Origin of the sequence: Paracoccus aurantiacus (genome assembly GCF_007993065.1) — a bacterium.
Taxonomy (GTDB): Bacteria; Pseudomonadota; Alphaproteobacteria; order Rhodobacterales; family Rhodobacteraceae; genus Paracoccus; species Paracoccus aurantiacus.
This window is the reverse complement of sequence record NZ_VOPL01000001.1, coordinates 542,261-557,525: the sequence shown is the minus strand read 5'-3', so window position 1 is coordinate 557,525 and position 15,265 is coordinate 542,261. Positions and strand designations below refer to the sequence as shown.

Genomic DNA, 15,265 nt, shown 5'->3' with positions numbered 1-15,265 from the left:
ATGCTCGGGCCAATAGGTTTCGCAACGCCGCTGATCCTGCTGGCGCTCGCCGTGCTGCCGCTTCTGTGGTGGCTTCTGCGTGCCTTGCCGCCGGTTCCCAAACGGGTTCGCTTCCCCGGCACGGTGCTGCTGAAGGGGCTGGTCGATGCGAACCCGGTCGCGCGGCGCACACCCTGGTGGCTTCTGCTGCTGAGGATTGCGGCGGTTGCGGCGGCGATACTGGCTTTTGCAGGGCCTGTCTGGCGGCCCGCACCCGCGCCCGAACCGGGCGATGCGCTGGTGATCGTGATGGATGCGGGCGCGACAGCGGGGCCGGGCTGGCGCGCCGCGCAGACCCGCGCGCTTCGCGCAGCTGACACCGCTTTGGGTGATGGCGCCCCAGTGGCGCTGCTGCTGGCCGACGGTCGAAGCGAGGGCGCGCTGCCGTTTCTTGCCGACGACGCGATTGCCGCGGCCCTTCGCGCCGCCAGTCCGCAAGCGTGGCCGGGTGCTTATCCCGATGCGCCGGACACGATCCTGGCCAACGCACCCGAAGGGGGGCTGCGCACGCTGTGGCTCAGCGACGGGCTGGACCATCCGGGCCGCAGCGCCTGGCTTTCGGCGCTTTTGGCGCGTGGCCCGGTCGATGTCGTGCCGCCCGTGTCGCCGGCCTATTCGCTGCGGATGGTGCGTGATGGCACCCAGCCAGAGCTGGAACTGCAATCGACAGCGCCAGAGGCGCGGGCGGTGCTGGCCCTTGGACCCGATCCGCAGGGTATCCCGAGAGAGCTTGCGCGTCTTGAGCCGTCAGAGGGCAGAAGCGCCTTCGGTGTCACGAGTTGGCCCGTTCCCGTCGATCTACCGCCCGAGCTTCTCGGCCGCGTGACCCGCTTTCAGATCGACGGGATCGAGAGCGCTTCCGCCGTGGTGCTGGGTGATGACAGGCTGCGCCGCCCGGTTGTCGCGCTGATCGGGCAGGGACAGGCCACCAGCGAGCGGCAGGCATTGCTATCGCCCGCGCATTTCCTGCGCAGCGCATTGGAACGTTCGGCGCGCGTGATTGAAGCGGGGCTGAACGATGCCATCGCCGCGAAGCCCGACGTGATCGTGCTGATGGACCGTTCCGGGCTGGACGCGGACGGCGCGCTGACCGATTGGGTTGCCGAAGGCGGGCTTCTGATCCGGTTTGCCGGTCCGCGCATGGCCGCTGATCCCGGCCTTGCAGAGGAGCCGCTTCTGCCTGTCCGGTTGCGCCCCGGCGGGCGCGACATGGGTGGCGTGCTAAGCTGGGGAGAGCCGCGTCCGGTCGCGCCCTTCGCCGCTGACGGTCCGTTCGCGGGGCTCGCGATCCCGCCTGACGTCACCATCCGTGCGCAGCTTATGGCCGAACCCTCGCCGGATTTGCCGTCGCGCAGCATCGCGGTGCTGAGCGATGGCACGCCCCTTGTGACCCGCGCCGATTCTGGCGACGGGCAGGTGGTGCTATTCCATTCCACGGCCAACGCCGACTGGTCCTCGTTGCCGATTTCGGGGTTGTTCGTCCAGATGCTCGAACGTCTGGTTGCAGGTGCCGGACGCGCGACGGCAGAGCCGCAGGGCCAGCCACAAGGCGGAAGCTGGACCGCGACCGACGTTCTGAGCGGCTTCGGTCGCCTGATTGAAGCGCCTGACGCTGTTCCGGTCGCTGCCGAGGTTCTGGCGGATGGGGCGGCCCCCGATCTTCCAGCCGGGATCTATGCCTCGGGCGAACGGGTAATGGCGCTGAATGCGGGTGCGCCGCTTGCGCTGGCTGGCTGGGCCGGTGCGACTGTCGAGAGCGCGCGGCCTTCCGGTATTCCGCTGGCCGGGTGGTTATTGATCGCGGCGGCGGCGGTGCTGATCGCCGATCTGGCGGGAAGTGCCGCGCTTCGGGGCGGGCGCAGATCGGGCCGTGTGACCGCCTCGCTGCTGGTCGTGGCGAGCATGCTGGTCCTTCTGCCGACTGCCCCGCGCGCGCAGGTTCCTTTCGGCGATAATGGCCCGGCAGACCAGCCGGTGCCCGAACTTCTGGCACCTTTCGAGGTGCCACAGGACGATCCGACAGGCGCTGACGACGCGCAGGCTGACCCGGACGGTGGTGCGGCGGCTGAAGAACCGCGAGCAGAGGTCGATCCCGATCTGGCCCGTGCGGCATCCGAATTCGCGATGGGCTATGTGCTGACCGGCAATGCCGAACTTGACGAGCTGTCGCGCGCCGGACTGACAGGGCTGTCACTGACGCTTTATTCGCGCACCACGGTGGAACCTACGCCGCCCGTCGCAATCGACCTTGAGACGGCGGATCTGACGCTGATGACATTCCTTTACTGGCCCATCGGCCCGGATCAGCCGATCCCATCGGCAGACGCGTATCTGCGCCTGAACCGCTTCCTGCGCGGCGGCGGAATGATCCTGTTTGATACCCGCGACGCCGATCTTGCCGGAAGCGCTGCAGATGCATCTGACGATCTGCGCAGACTGGCCGGGCCGCTTGACATGCCGCCCTTGCAGGAGGTTCCGCAGGATCATGTCCTGACACGCAGCTTCTATCTGCTGGAAGAGATGCCGGGGCGCTTTGCCGATGGTGATGTCTGGGTCGCTGCGACCTCGACCGAGGCGGGCACCGTGAATGACGGTGTCTCGCCGGTCGTGATTGGCGGGAATTCTTGGGCAGAAGCCTGGGCCATCGACGACAGGGGCCTGCCGCTTTTCGCTGTCGGTGCCGGGATGGACGGCGAACGGCAGCGCGAAATGGCGCATCGGTTCGGGGTAAACCTGATCATGTATGTGCTGACCGGCAACTACAAATCCGACCAGATCCACGTGCCCGCGCTGCTTGAACGCCTGCGGCAGGAGGGGCAGCCATGAGATTTGATGCCCTCGTCTTCGACCCGCTGCTTGCACCTCTGATCGGAACGGCGGCGGCTGTCTGGATTGCCGTCGTGATCGCCGTTCTGGCCGCGCTGAGCGTTGCCTTTTCGATCTGGCGCGGGCTCAAGGGGGCGTGGTGGCGCGGGGCGGCGCTTCTGCTGATTGCGCTGGCGCTGTCCGGGCCTGGCATCCAGCGCGGCACGGCGCGCCCTCTTTCCGATATCGTCATTCTGCTGGATGATCGCAGCGCCAGCCAGTCCTTGCCGACCAGGCGCGAAGCCAGTGACGCCGCATTGCGCCAGATCGAGACACAGCTTTCCGAATGGCCCGAAACAGAGGTCCGCAGGGTCACGGTGGGCGATTCCGATGACGGCACTTTGCTGGGTGCGGCGCTGTCGAAAGCGATTGCAGCTGAACCCGCGAACCGGCTGGCAGGCGCGATTGTTGTCAGCGACGGCCTTTCCCACGATGCCGGCGTGATCCCGGAAACCGCGCCCGCGCCGGTGCATTTCCTGCAGACCGGCAGGCCCGAAGACTGGGACCGCCGCATCGTCATTGACGAGGCGCCCGGCTTCGCCCTGATCGGAGAGCCCGCGACCATCAGCCTGCATATCGCTGATGAAGGCCAGACGCCCGACGAGACGGCAGGTCCGACGACGCTGACGGCGCGCCTTGATGGCGAGGTGATCGCGACGATTGCCGTGACGCCCGGCACCCGTGTCGAACTGCCCGTCACGCTTGAAACGGCGGGCGCGAACGTGATCCTTCTGTCGGTCGGAACCGAGGATGGCGAGCTGACGGGGCTGAACAATCAAGCCGCGTTGACCGTCAATGCGGTGCGCGACAGGCTGCGCGTTCTGCTGGTTTCAGGAGAGCCGAATGCAGGTGAACGCACATGGCGCAATCTTCTGAAATCGGACGCGAATATCGACCTCATTCACTTCACGATCCTTCGCCCGCCAGAAAAATTCGATGGTGTGCCGGTAAATGAGCTGGCGCTGATCGCATTTCCGACGCGCGAACTTTTCATGGAGCGGATCGAGGATTTCGACCTCATCATCTTCGACCGCTACCGGATGCGCGGCATCCTTCTGCCCGAATATTACGACAATATCCGAAGATATGTCGAAAATGGCGGCGCGGTGCTGGTTTCGGCGGGTCCGGAATTTGCAGGCGTCGACAGCATCGCGCGTTCGGCACTTGGCCCGGTTCTGCCTGCGCGGCCCACGGGCCGGGTGATCGACACACCATTCCTTCCGCGCCTGACCGAGGAAGGGCGCAAGCACCCCGTAACGGACGGCCTGCCCGGTGCGCCTGCCGCCGAAGGAAGCGCCTCGCAAGGCGACGATTGGGGGCGCTGGCTGCGCATGATCGAAACCGTGCCGACGCCTGACAGCACTGTGGCCATGACCGGCACCGACAATCAGCCGCTTCTGATGCTGCGCCGGCAAGGAGACGGGCGCGTCGCCCTGATCGCATCGGATCAGCTTTGGCTTTGGGGGCGGGGATTTGAAGGCGGTGGGCCGCAGCTCGACCTGATGCGCCGGGTTGCGCATTGGTCGATGAAGGAACCCGAGCTGGAGGAAGAGGCGCTGGAACTGCGCACCCTTGCCGGGCAATCGGTCGAGGTCACGCGACGCAGCCTTATGGACGATCCCGGCCCCGTCCAGCTGACCGGACCTTCGGGCCAGCTGGCAGAGATTACGCTGGACGAAACCGCCCCCGGACGTTTCACCGGTCGTTTCACGGCACCGGAACCGGGGCTTTACACGGTCCGGCAGGGCGAGCTTACCCGTTCGGTCGCCGTCGGACCTGCGGCCCCACGCGAATTTGACCGCACCGTCGCCAATGCTGCCGACATGGCGGCTCTGGTCGAAAATTCCGGCGGCAGCACGCATCGGCTCTCGGACGGCATTCCCGAACTGCGGCGTGTGGCCGAAGGACGCCCGGCTGAAGGGCGCGGCGTTGGCGGGCGCTGGATCGGACTTTATGAACGTCAGGCCGAGACGATCACCGGCCTCAGCCGCAGGCCTGTCCTGCCGGATTGGGCGTGGCTTTGCCTGATCGGCGCGGTCATGCTTGCCGGCTGGCTGATCGAAGGACGACGCGCCGCCTGACGCCCGAATGCTTGCCAATCCGCCCCGCCGTTTGCTAGCACCTTATCCGGACATTCCAAGAGGACATCATGGCCGAGACCACGACGACATCCGCCGATATCGGCCTTATTCAGCGGATCATTCCGCATCGCTATCCGTTCCTGCTGATCGACAAGGTGCGCGATATCGTTCCGCACAAATCCGGCATCGGCATCAAGAACGTCACCTTCAACGAGCCGCATTTTCAGGGCCACTTCCCGAACCAGCCGGTCATGCCCGGCGTAACCATTGTCGAGGCGATGGCGCAGACCGCCGCTGTCGTCGTGGGCATGAGCCTCGATCTCGCGGACAAGGGCATGCGGACCTACTTCATGGCCATCGACAAGGTGAAATTCCGACGCATGGTCGTGCCGGGGGATGTGCTGGAGCTGCATGTCACGGTCAAGCGCGGCGGCGGCAAGATCTGGAAGTTCGAAGGTAAGGCGGTCGTCGACGGCGAAACCGCCTGCGAGGCAGAGTTCACGGCCATGATGGATCAGCCGGCGGCACAGGGATCGGCGGATGGCTGACACGCTGATCCATCCGTCAGCGATCGTCGAGACCGGGGCGAAAATCGGGCAGGGCGTCCGCATCGGCCCGTTCTGCCTCGTGGGATCGCAGGCGCATCTTGGCGACGGTGTCGAACTGAAGTCGCATGTCGTCGTGACAGGCGATACCTCGGTCGGCGAGGACACGGTGATCTATCCCTTCGCCTCTATCGGGCACGACCCCCAGGACCTTAAGTTCCGTGGCGAACATACACGATTGCAGATAGGTGCGCGCAACCGCATCCGCGAATATGTCACAATGCAACCCGGAACCGAAGGCGGCGGTGGGCTGACCGAAGTCGGCGATGATGGGCTTTTCATGGCGAATTGCCATGTCGCCCATGATTGCCGCATCGGAAACCATGTCGTGCTGGTCAACTCTGTCGCGGTGGCCGGCCATTGCGTGGTCGAGGACGAGGTCATCATCGGCGGCCTGTCAGGTATCCATCAATTCGTCCGGCTGGGCCGTGGCGCGATGATCGGGGCGCTGTCTATGGTCACGGCTGATGTCGTGCCATACGGCCTCGTGCAGGGGCCGCGTGCGCATCTTGACGGGCTGAACCTTGTCGGGCTGAAGCGGCGCGGGGCCTCGCGCAGCGAAATCGCGGCGCTCCGGTCCGCGCTTGCAAAGCTTCATCAAGGCGCCTTTCGCGACACCGCGCGCGACCTGGCCGCGGACACGAACGGCCCTATGGTGCAGGAAATGCTTGACTTCATCCTCGGTCCGTCCGACCGCAGCTTCCTGAAACCGCTATGAGCCGCACCGCCATTATTGCCGGGCAGGGCGCGCTTGCGCCGGTTATCGCCGAACGGCTGGACAATCCGGTCATCGCCTCGCTTGAGGGATTTGCGCCACCGATGCCGCATCACAGCTTCCGGCTGGAGCGTCTGGTGCCGTTTTTCGACTGGCTGACCGAGCAGGATGTCGGGCAGGTGACATTTGCAGGTGCCGTCCGGCGGCCGCGACTTGATCCCGAAGCGTTCGATCCGCGCACTGCAAGCCTTGTGCCGCGGATCCTGACGGCGATGCAGTCGGGCGACGATGCGGCCTTGCGCGAAGTTATCGCATTGTTCGAGGAAGCCGGCTTCTCGGTCGCCGGCACAGCTGAAATCTGCCCTGATCTGGTGCCCGAAGCGGGCTTTCTGGTGGGTGAGCCGACGGCCTCCGACATTGCGGATGCCGACCGCGCGGCCCGGATTGTGGAGGGTCTGGGCGCACTCGATCTGGGGCAGGGAGCGGTGGTCGCTCAAGGGTTGTGCATTGCCGTCGAAACCCTGCCGGGCACCGAGGCAATGCTTGATTTCGTGGCAGCGCATCGCGACATGCGCCCGCGCCCGAATGGTCCGCGCGGTGTGTTCTGGAAGGCCCCGAAGCCCGGTCAGGATCTGCGCGTCGATATGCCTGCGATCGGCCCCGAGACGGTGGATCAGGTGGTTCGCGCCGGTCTGGCGGGCATCGCGTGGCAGGCGAGCGGGGTAATTCTGCTCGGGCGCGAGGAAACGATGGAACGGGCACGCGCAGCCGGCGTTTTCCTTTGGGCGCGATGAAGCCCATAAGCCGCTACCATTCCGAAGCAGAGGAGTGACGCCATGAACGTCTTCCTGATCGCGGGCGAAGCGTCGGGCGACAAGCTCGGCGCGGCGCTGATGGGGGGGCTGAAGGCTTTGCGTCCCGATACCGCCTTTGCTGGGATTGGCGGACCAGAGATGGGCAGGCAGGGCCTTGAAAGCCGCTTTCCGATGGATGAGCTGTCTGTCATGGGCATTGCGGAAGTACTGCCCAAATACCGCCAGTTGAAGCGGCGCATAGATGAAACGGCGCAGGCTGTGGCAGAGGCGCGGCCCGATGCACTTATCACGATCGACAGCCCGGATTTCTGCCTGCGTGTCGCCCGGACGGCAAAGAAGCTTGGCTATGATGGTCCGGTGATTCACTATGTCGCGCCCTCGGTCTGGGCCTGGCGCCCCGGCCGGGCGGCAAAGATGGCGAAAGTCGTCGATCATGTTCTTGCGCTTTTGCCGTTCGAGCCGCCTTATATGGAAGCGGCCGGGATGAGCTGCGATTTCGTGGGACATCCTGTCGTTGCCGAACCCCGTGCCACGAAGGCCGAGGCCGCGGCGTTTCGCGCAGCGCACGGGATTGCGCCCGATGCGCCGCTGGTGTTGTGCCTGCCGGGATCGCGCAAGGGCGAGGTTGCGCGCCTTGGACCGCGTTTCGACGAGGCCCTGATCCGGCTTCGCGACCGCATCCCCGAACTGCGCGTCGTCATTCCGACGGTGCCGGGCGTGTCGCGGATGGTGCGCGACATGACCCGCCGCTGGCCAACCGCACCCGTCGTGGTCGAGGATGCGGCCGACAAGCGCGCGGCCTTCATGGCGTCCAACCTGTCGCTTGCGGCATCGGGCACCGTCAGTCTGGAACTGGCTGCGAATATGGTTCCGATGGTGATCGCCTATGACATGGCGCCCCTGTCGCGCTGGCTGATCGGGATGCTGCTGAAAACCGACACGGTTACGCTGGTCAATCTTGTCAGCGACATGCGTGCGGTTCCGGAATTTCTGGGCGCGGACTGTCAGTCCGACCTGATTGCCAAGGCGCTGCTCGATTTGCTGGAAAACCCGGAACAACGTGCCGCGCAGGCCGAGGCGATGTCGCTGACGATGAAACGTCTTGGCGAAGGCGGCGCGCCGCCGGGACTGCGCGCCGCAAAGTCGGTGCTGGATTTTCTGGAACGCCGCCCCTAGCGGCGTGGCTGTATCCAGCCGCCACCCAGAACGCGCGTGCCGTCGGTTTCATAGAAGACGCAGGCCTGTCCGGGGCTGACACCTTCCTCGGGATCAAGAAGCTCTACCTCGGCGCTGCGCGGCCCAGTCGGGCGCAGGATCGCCCCGCGCGGCGGACGGGTCGAGCGGATGCGCACCGAAACCTCGCGCGCAGGGCCTTCGAACGCCCCATCGCCGATCCAGTTGACCTCACCTACCGGAACGATGCGGGTCGACAGCGCCTCTCGTGGGCCGACAATGACACGGCGGGTTTCTGGGTCGAGTTTCACGACATAAAGCGGATCGCCAAGCCCGCCGATGCCAAGCCCCCGCCGCTGGCCGATCGTGTAGTGGATGACGCCTTGATGCTGCCCCAGAATGTTGCCGTCCATATCGACGATCTCGCCCGGATCGGCGGCACCCGGGCGCAGTTTTTCGATGACCGACGCATAGTTGCCATTCGGCACGAAGCAGATGTCCTGACTGTCGGGCTTGTCGGCCACCGACAGCCCGTATTTTGCCGCGAGCGCCCGCGTCTCGGCCTTGCTGGCCAGATGACCAAGCGGGAAGCGCAGGAAATCCAGCTGTTCCTGCGTGGTCGAGAACAGAAAATAGCTTTGATCGCGATGCGGGTCAGTCGCCATGTGCAGTTCAGCGCCGTCCGGGCCGGTCTTGCGCTGGATATAGTGCCCCGTCGCCATGCAATCCGCATCCAGATCGCGCGCCGTTTCCAGAAGGTCACGGAACTTGACGCGCTCATTGCAGCGGATGCAGGGCACGGGTGTGGCCCCGGCCAGATAGGCGTCGGCGAATTCGTCGATCACCGATTCCCGGAACTTGTTTTCATAATCAAGTACATAATGCGGAAACCCGATCCGCTCGGCGACCCGGCGGGCATCGTGAATATCCTGCCCCGCGCAGCACGCACCCTTCTTCGCCAGCGCTGCGCCGTGATCGTAAAGCTGCAGCGTCACGCCCACGACATCATAGCCCTGTTCGGCCAGATAGGCGGCCACGACAGAACTGTCGACGCCGCCAGACATGGCGACGACGACCCGCGTTTCGGCGGGTGACTTTGCAAATCCCAATGAATTCAAACCCGTTTCCGGGTTGATCTTTGTCGTGATTGTCACGGATTATCCTTTCGGGTTGCCGACACCGGCTCCGATATTTCGACAAAATTATAGGAATTAAACGTCTATTCGCAAGGGGCCGGTTCAACCTGCATTAAACTGTTTGATCTAGACAGGCCGATGAAAGGAGGTGGCCATGTATCTGCGAAAATCAACTGGCCCTCGGGCGGTCCAACTGCATGATGGAACGATCCTGACATTGGCCGACCTGCCACCCGCAACTGTTCGCTGGGTCGCCAGCCGCAAGGCGCTTGTCGTGAAGGCGGTGGTTCACGGGCTGATTACCAGGCAGGATGCCATCGCGCGTTACGGCCTTTCGGACGAAGAATTCGACGGCTGGTGCGCAGCGATCCGCGATCATGGTATCCGGGCGCTCCGTGTGACGAGTTTACAAAAATATAGACAACCATAGGTTGAATTGCGCTGAGGAATAGCGTTCAGTAACCCCATATTAACGAATTGCCGCGAATGTGGATTTCATAGTTCGATTCGCAGCGGGGACAGAGCGATGCGTATACTTCTGGTTGAAGACGATCCGACGACGGCGCGCAGCATCGAGATGATGCTGACCCATGCCAACTACAATGTGTTTCTCACGGATATGGGTGAGGAGGGGATCGATCTTGCCAAGCTGTATGACTATGACCTGATCCTTCTCGACCTCGATCTGCCGGATATGAGTGGAATGGATGTGCTGCGCCAGATCCGCATGTCGCGCGTCGATACGCCGATCCTGATCCTGACCGGATCAGACGATACCGAAAGCAAGCTGCGCGGTTTCGGTTTCGGGGCAGATGATTATATGACCAAGCCCTTCCACCGCGAGGAACTGGTCGCGCGGATCGCTGCGATCATCCGCCGTTCGAAGGGGCACAGCCATTCGGTCATCCGCACCGGCGATCTTGTCGTCAATCTGGACGCGCGTTCGGTCGAGGTGCATGGCAAGCCCGTGAATCTGACAGGCAAGGAATATCAGATCCTCGAATTGCTGAGCCTGCGCAAAGGCACAACGCTGACCAAGGAAATGTTCCTGAACCACCTTTATGGCGGTATGGACGAACCGGAACTCAAGATCATCGACGTGTTCATCTGCAAGCTGCGCAAGAAGCTGTCTGAAGCGCTGGAAGGCGAGAACCATATCGAAACGGTCTGGGGGCGCGGCTATGTGCTGCGCGATCCGCAGCCCGGCGACAGCGAGCGCATGGCGCTCGGGGCCTGAAGGACATTCCTGCCGCCTGAAGGCGCGACTGTCGGCAGCATCCGGATTGCGGTCCCGTCTGGCTTCGGCAGGCTTCCCGGTCTATCACGCTGAAATCGGGTGATCCCCAAGATCGCCCGTTTCTTCACGACGGGGGTGCAGATGGCAGAATCAGACCGCGAATCTGGCGATGGCAGCACCGACAAGGTTCTGGCCGCAATTGCCAAGGATGCCGAGCCCGCCGATATTTCCGCGCTGAGCGATGCGGATGCGGCGGACCGAATTGCGGGGCTTGGCGATTTGCTGCGGCAGGCCAATCTGGACTATCACCAGAAAGACGCGCCAACGATCTCTGACGCCGACTATGATCGTGCGAAGCGGGCATTGGCTGCGTTGGAGGCGGCCTTTCCATCGCTCGCCCAAAGCGACAGCCCAAGCGAACAGGTCGGCGCCGCGCCATCCGAAGCGTTCGGCAAGATCGCCCACGCACAGCGGATGATGTCGCTTGAAAACGCCTTCGCAGAAACCGAGATTCAGGAGTTCGTTGGCCGCGTGCGCAGCTTTCTCGGCCTGAAGGCCGGTGCGGAACTGGATTTTACGGCAGAGCCGAAGATCGACGGACTTTCCCTGTCGCTGCGCTATGAGAACGGCAGGCTTGTTCAGGCTGCAACGCGCGGCGACGGCGCGGTCGGCGAGAATGTGACGGCGAATGCGCGAACCATCGCGGACATCCCCCAGACGCTGAAAGGCGACCCGCCCGCCGTGATGGAGGTGCGCGGCGAAGTCTATATGTCGCATGCGGACTTCGCGACCCTGAATGCTGGGGAGGGTGCGCGGGTTTTTGCGAATCCGCGCAACGCCGCAGCCGGGTCGCTGCGCCAGCTCGATCCGGCTGTGACGGCGGCGCGCCCGCTGAAATTTTTTGCCTATGCCTGGGGTGAGGTCAGCGCGCCCTTCGCCAAAACCCAGTCGGATGCCATTGCGAAACTGAAATCGTTCGGCTTCCAGACCAATCCACTGACACGGCTTTGCCGCAACACGGCGGAGATGATTGCGCAATGGACCGCGATCGAGGCGCAGCGTTCCAGTCTCGGCTATGATATCGACGGCGTGGTCTACAAGGTGGACGATCTTTCGCTGCAGGCACGCCTCGGCTTTCGCTCAACCACGCCGCGATGGGCCATTGCACACAAATTCCCTGCCGAAACCGCGTGGACCCGACTTCGCGATATCGAAATTCAGGTCGGCAGGACCGGCGCGCTGTCGCCGGTCGCACGGCTTGATCCGGTGACGGTGGGCGGGGTGACGGTTTCGAACGCGACGCTGCATAACGAGGATTACATCGCCGGCATCAATTCGAACGGCGAACGTATCCGTGACACCGATATTCGCATCGGCGACTGGGTGAAGGTCTATCGCGCGGGCGACGTGATCCCCAAGGTGTCAGAGGTCGACGAGGGCAAACGAACCGGCTCGGAAACCCGCTTCGTTTTCCCCGAAACCTGTCCGGAATGCGGCTCTGACGCGATCCGCGAAGCAGGCGACGCGGTGCGACGCTGCACGGGGGGCTTGATATGTCCCGCGCAGGCGATTGAAAAACTGAAGCATTTTGTCAGTCGTGGCGCATTCGACATAGAAGGGTTGGGGACCAAACAGATCGAGGCCTTCTATCACGATGATAGCTTGCCGATCCGCGAGCCGGCCGATATTTTCACGCTGCGTGCGCGCGATCAGGCTCAGATTGGCAAGCTGAAGAACCGGGACGGGTGGGGCGAAACCTCATCAGGTAATCTTTTTGATGCCATTGACGCGCGCCGCCGTATCGCGCTTGCCCGCCTTATCTTCGCGCTTGGTATACGTCACGTCGGCGAGGGGGCTTCCTCGGATCTTGCGCGGCATTTTATCAGTTGGGACAATCTCGTCTCGACCGTCGATGCGGCAATCCCTGCGGCCGAGCGTCATGTCGAAGCCGATGAGGCCGTATTGGCAGAGCGCGCCGCCGCAACGGAGGAGGGACGCCGTGCCCGTATTTCCGCCACACGCGATGCGGTGCTGGCCCGTGCGCCGGAACTGCCGCCGGCATCGGTTGATGCATTTGACGAACTGATCTCGATTGACGGGATCGGGGCGGTGGTTGCGCAGTCTCTTTGTGCCACATTCGCGCAGGCCAAAGAACGCGCATCGATCGACGCGCTTGTCGCCCAGCTTGACGTCCAGGATGCCGAAATCGCGGCCACCGCCGGCAGCCCCGTTCTGGGCAAGACCATCGTTTTTACCGGGACCCTGGAACGGATGACGCGGGCAGAGGCGAAGGCCCGCGCAGAAGCGATGGGCGCAAAGGTCGCGGGCTCGGTTTCCGCGAAGACGGATATTCTGGTTGCCGGGCCGGGCGCTGGTTCCAAGGCCACGAAGGCGGCAGAGCTCGGCGTCGAGGTGATTGACGAGGACGCATGGCTGAAGCTGATCGGATAGCGACAAAGGGACGCCCGCCGATCCTGTTTCCGCTTTTCGCGGAGGCTGAAACCCTGCCAGGCATCGGTCCGAAGGCGGCGGAAGCCTTGCAGAACATGTCCATCACCCGGCCCCGCGACCTGATCTTTACCCTGCCGTCGTCCGGGATTGCGAGACGGAATGTCGCCGAATTGCGCGACCTGCGGCCGCCCGAAGTGGCCACCGTCACGGTCACGGTCAGCCGTCACATTGCGCCAAGCGCGCGCAACCGGCCCTATCGCGTGATCTGCACCGATGGGCGCGGCGATCTGACGCTGGTCTTCTTCCACGCCCGGCGCGACTGGCTGGAGAAGGAGCTGCCCGTTGGCGAGAGGCGCATCGTTTCGGGCAAAACAGAACTGTTCGACGGCGTCGCGCAGATGGTTCATCCCGACCATATCCTGCCCGTGGGCAGCGCGCCCCCCGCAGGTTTTGAGCCGGTCTATCCGCTTGCTGCCGGGCTGAACGCAAAGCAGATGGCGCGGGCCGTGGAAGGATCTTTGGATCGTGCGCCGAAGCTGCCGGAGTGGATCGATCCGGCGCTTCTGGCGCGTGAAGGCTGGCCCGACTGGCATACGGCGCTTTTGCGCGCGCATACGCCGTCCGGTCCGTCGGATATTGCGCCGACCGCCGCGGCGCGGGCGCGACTGGCCTATGACGAACTGTTCGCGCATCAGCTCACCCTCGCGCTCGCCCGTCGCGAGCATCGTCGCGGCAAGGGGCGACAAAGCCAGGGCACCGGGCATCTTCGCCAGCGCGTGCTGGACAGTCTGCCTTGGCCGCCGACCGGCGCGCAAAGTCGCGCAGTGGCAGAGATCGCGGCGGACATGGCTGCCGATACGCGGATGAACCGTCTGCTGCAGGGCGATGTCGGCGCCGGCAAGACTCTGGTTGCGATGCTGTCGCTGTTGATCGCGGTCGAAGCAGGCGGGCAGGGCGTTCTGATGGCCCCGACCGAGATCCTCGCGCGGCAGCATCTTCGGGCGCTTATGCCTTTGGCGGACGCCGCAGGCATCCGGATTGAGGCGCTGACGGGTCGCGACAAGGGGGATTCGCGCGCCAATATTTTGACCGATCTGTCCGAGGGGCGGATCGACATTCTGGTTGGCACACATGCAGTCTTTCAGGACGAGGTTCGGTTTCGCGACCTGCGCCTTGCTGTCATTGACGAACAGCACCGTTTTGGCGTCGCGCAGCGCCTGAAGCTCGCTTCAAAGGGCGAGGCGGCGCCGCCCGACGTCCTTGTGATGACCGCGACGCCGATCCCCCGGTCGCTTGCGCTGTCGCAATACGGCGATCTCGACCTGTCGGTGCTGGATGAAAAACCGCCCGGCCGAAAGCCGATCACCACGGTTCTTGTGAACGAAGACCGGATGGACGAGATCGTCGAGCGCATCGGCAAGGCGATTGCCAATGGCGTGCGTGCGTATTGGGTCTGCCCGCTGGTCGAGGAATCGGAACTGTCCGATCTTACCGCCGCCGAGGCGCGGTTTTCGGCCCTGCGCGCGCGCTTCGGCGAAGCTGTCCGCATGGTTCACGGTCAGATGTCCGCCGAGGAGCGCGACGCGGCGATGGCGGCTTTCGCAGAGGGGCGGGCGCAGATCCTGGTGGCGACGACCGTGATCGAAGTCGGCGTGGACGTGCCCGAGGCTGCGATCATGGTGATTGAGCATGCCGAAAGTTTCGGCCTCGCGCAACTTCACCAGCTTCGCGGGCGGGTCGGTCGCGGCTCGGCCGCATCAAGCTGTGTGCTGATGTATCGCGCACCTTTGTCCAAAACCGGCCAGCAGCGGCTGGAGACGCTTCGGGAAAGCGATGATGGCTTTCGGCTGGCCGAGGTCGATCTTCAGATGCGCGGGGCGGGAGATCTGATCGGCACCGCGCAATCGGGATTGCCGCGGTTTCGCATCGCCGATCTGGAACGACAGGCGGCACTGATGCAGCTTGCCCAGTCCGATGCGCGCGCCTTTCTGGAACGTGACCCCGGCATGCTATCCGAACGAGGGGGCGCAGTGCGCACGCTGCTTTGGCTGATGGAGCAGGATCAGGCGATACGGCTGATTAAGACAGGTTAAAATGTTCCTAAAAAGTTCTTGCAAGAATCGTCTGGATATGAGAACAAACGGGCAA

Annotated in this window: 11 protein-coding genes; 10 read left to right on the top strand and 1 reads right to left on the bottom strand. The window is 63.9% G+C overall.

What is annotated here, in order from left to right; all coding sequences use genetic code 11:
• From FQV27_RS02695 to lpxB, 6 genes are all read left to right on the top strand, one after another.
• Positions 1 to 2,865 (top strand): DUF4159 domain-containing protein, encoded by a 2,865-nt coding sequence (locus FQV27_RS02695; protein WP_342779864.1) that lies wholly within the window; start codon positions 1 to 3, stop codon positions 2,863 to 2,865.
• Positions 2,862 to 4,985: a hypothetical protein gene (locus tag FQV27_RS02690; protein ID WP_246132973.1), complete on the top strand. Its 2,124-nt coding sequence runs from the start codon at positions 2,862 to 2,864 to the stop codon at positions 4,983 to 4,985. The genes FQV27_RS02695 and FQV27_RS02690 overlap by 4 nt, the downstream gene beginning before the upstream one ends.
• A 68-nt stretch (positions 4,986 to 5,053) precedes the next feature.
• Entirely contained in the window at positions 5,054 to 5,533 is a 480-nt protein-coding gene (fabZ, locus tag FQV27_RS02685) for a 3-hydroxyacyl-ACP dehydratase FabZ (protein ID WP_147096266.1), read from the top strand.
• On the top strand, positions 5,526 to 6,308 hold the full coding sequence (gene lpxA / locus FQV27_RS02680; RefSeq protein ID WP_147096265.1) for an acyl-ACP--UDP-N-acetylglucosamine O-acyltransferase: 783 nt from the start codon (positions 5,526 to 5,528) through the stop codon (positions 6,306 to 6,308). The genes fabZ and lpxA overlap by 8 nt, the downstream gene beginning before the upstream one ends.
• Positions 6,305 to 7,099 carry an LpxI family protein gene (locus FQV27_RS02675; RefSeq protein WP_147096264.1) on the top strand — a complete coding sequence of 265 codons (795 nt, stop codon included), beginning with the start codon at positions 6,305 to 6,307 and terminating at the stop codon, positions 7,097 to 7,099. Before lpxA ends, FQV27_RS02675 begins: the two co-directional genes overlap by 4 nt.
• A gap of 42 nt (positions 7,100 to 7,141) precedes the next feature.
• Positions 7,142 to 8,296 (top strand): lipid-A-disaccharide synthase, encoded by a 1,155-nt coding sequence (lpxB, locus tag FQV27_RS02670; RefSeq protein ID WP_147096263.1) that lies wholly within the window; start codon positions 7,142 to 7,144, stop codon positions 8,294 to 8,296.
• On the opposite strand, the gene mnmA is transcribed toward lpxB, so the two are convergent.
• Positions 8,293 to 9,447 carry a tRNA 2-thiouridine(34) synthase MnmA gene (gene mnmA, locus FQV27_RS02665; RefSeq protein ID WP_246132972.1) on the bottom strand — a complete coding sequence of 385 codons (1,155 nt, stop codon included), beginning with the start codon at positions 9,445 to 9,447 and terminating at the stop codon, positions 8,293 to 8,295. The two genes, lpxB and mnmA, sit on opposite strands and share 4 nt — an antisense overlap.
• Before the next feature lie 136 nt (positions 9,448 to 9,583).
• Here mnmA and sciP point away from each other — a divergent pair, with 136 nt between their 5' ends.
• The 4 genes from sciP (at position 9,584) to recG (ending at position 15,210) form a co-directional block, all read left to right on the top strand.
• A complete protein-coding gene (gene sciP / locus FQV27_RS02660; RefSeq protein ID WP_147096262.1) occupies positions 9,584 to 9,859 on the top strand; it encodes a CtrA inhibitor SciP in 276 nt (91 codons plus the stop codon).
• A 96-nt stretch (positions 9,860 to 9,955) separates the two neighbouring features.
• Positions 9,956 to 10,666 carry a response regulator transcription factor CtrA gene (gene ctrA / locus FQV27_RS02655; protein ID WP_147096261.1) on the top strand — a complete coding sequence of 237 codons (711 nt, stop codon included), beginning with the start codon at positions 9,956 to 9,958 and terminating at the stop codon, positions 10,664 to 10,666.
• 141 nt (positions 10,667 to 10,807) lie between these two features.
• A complete protein-coding gene (ligA, locus tag FQV27_RS02650) occupies positions 10,808 to 13,117 on the top strand; it encodes an NAD-dependent DNA ligase LigA (protein ID WP_147096260.1) in 2,310 nt (769 codons plus the stop codon).
• The gene (recG, locus tag FQV27_RS02645; protein WP_147096259.1) at positions 13,096 to 15,210 is read left to right on the top strand and encodes an ATP-dependent DNA helicase RecG; all 2,115 of its coding nucleotides are present in this window, start codon (positions 13,096 to 13,098) and stop codon (positions 15,208 to 15,210) included. The genes ligA and recG overlap by 22 nt, the downstream gene beginning before the upstream one ends.
• Positions 15,211 to 15,265 lie beyond the last annotated feature (55 nt).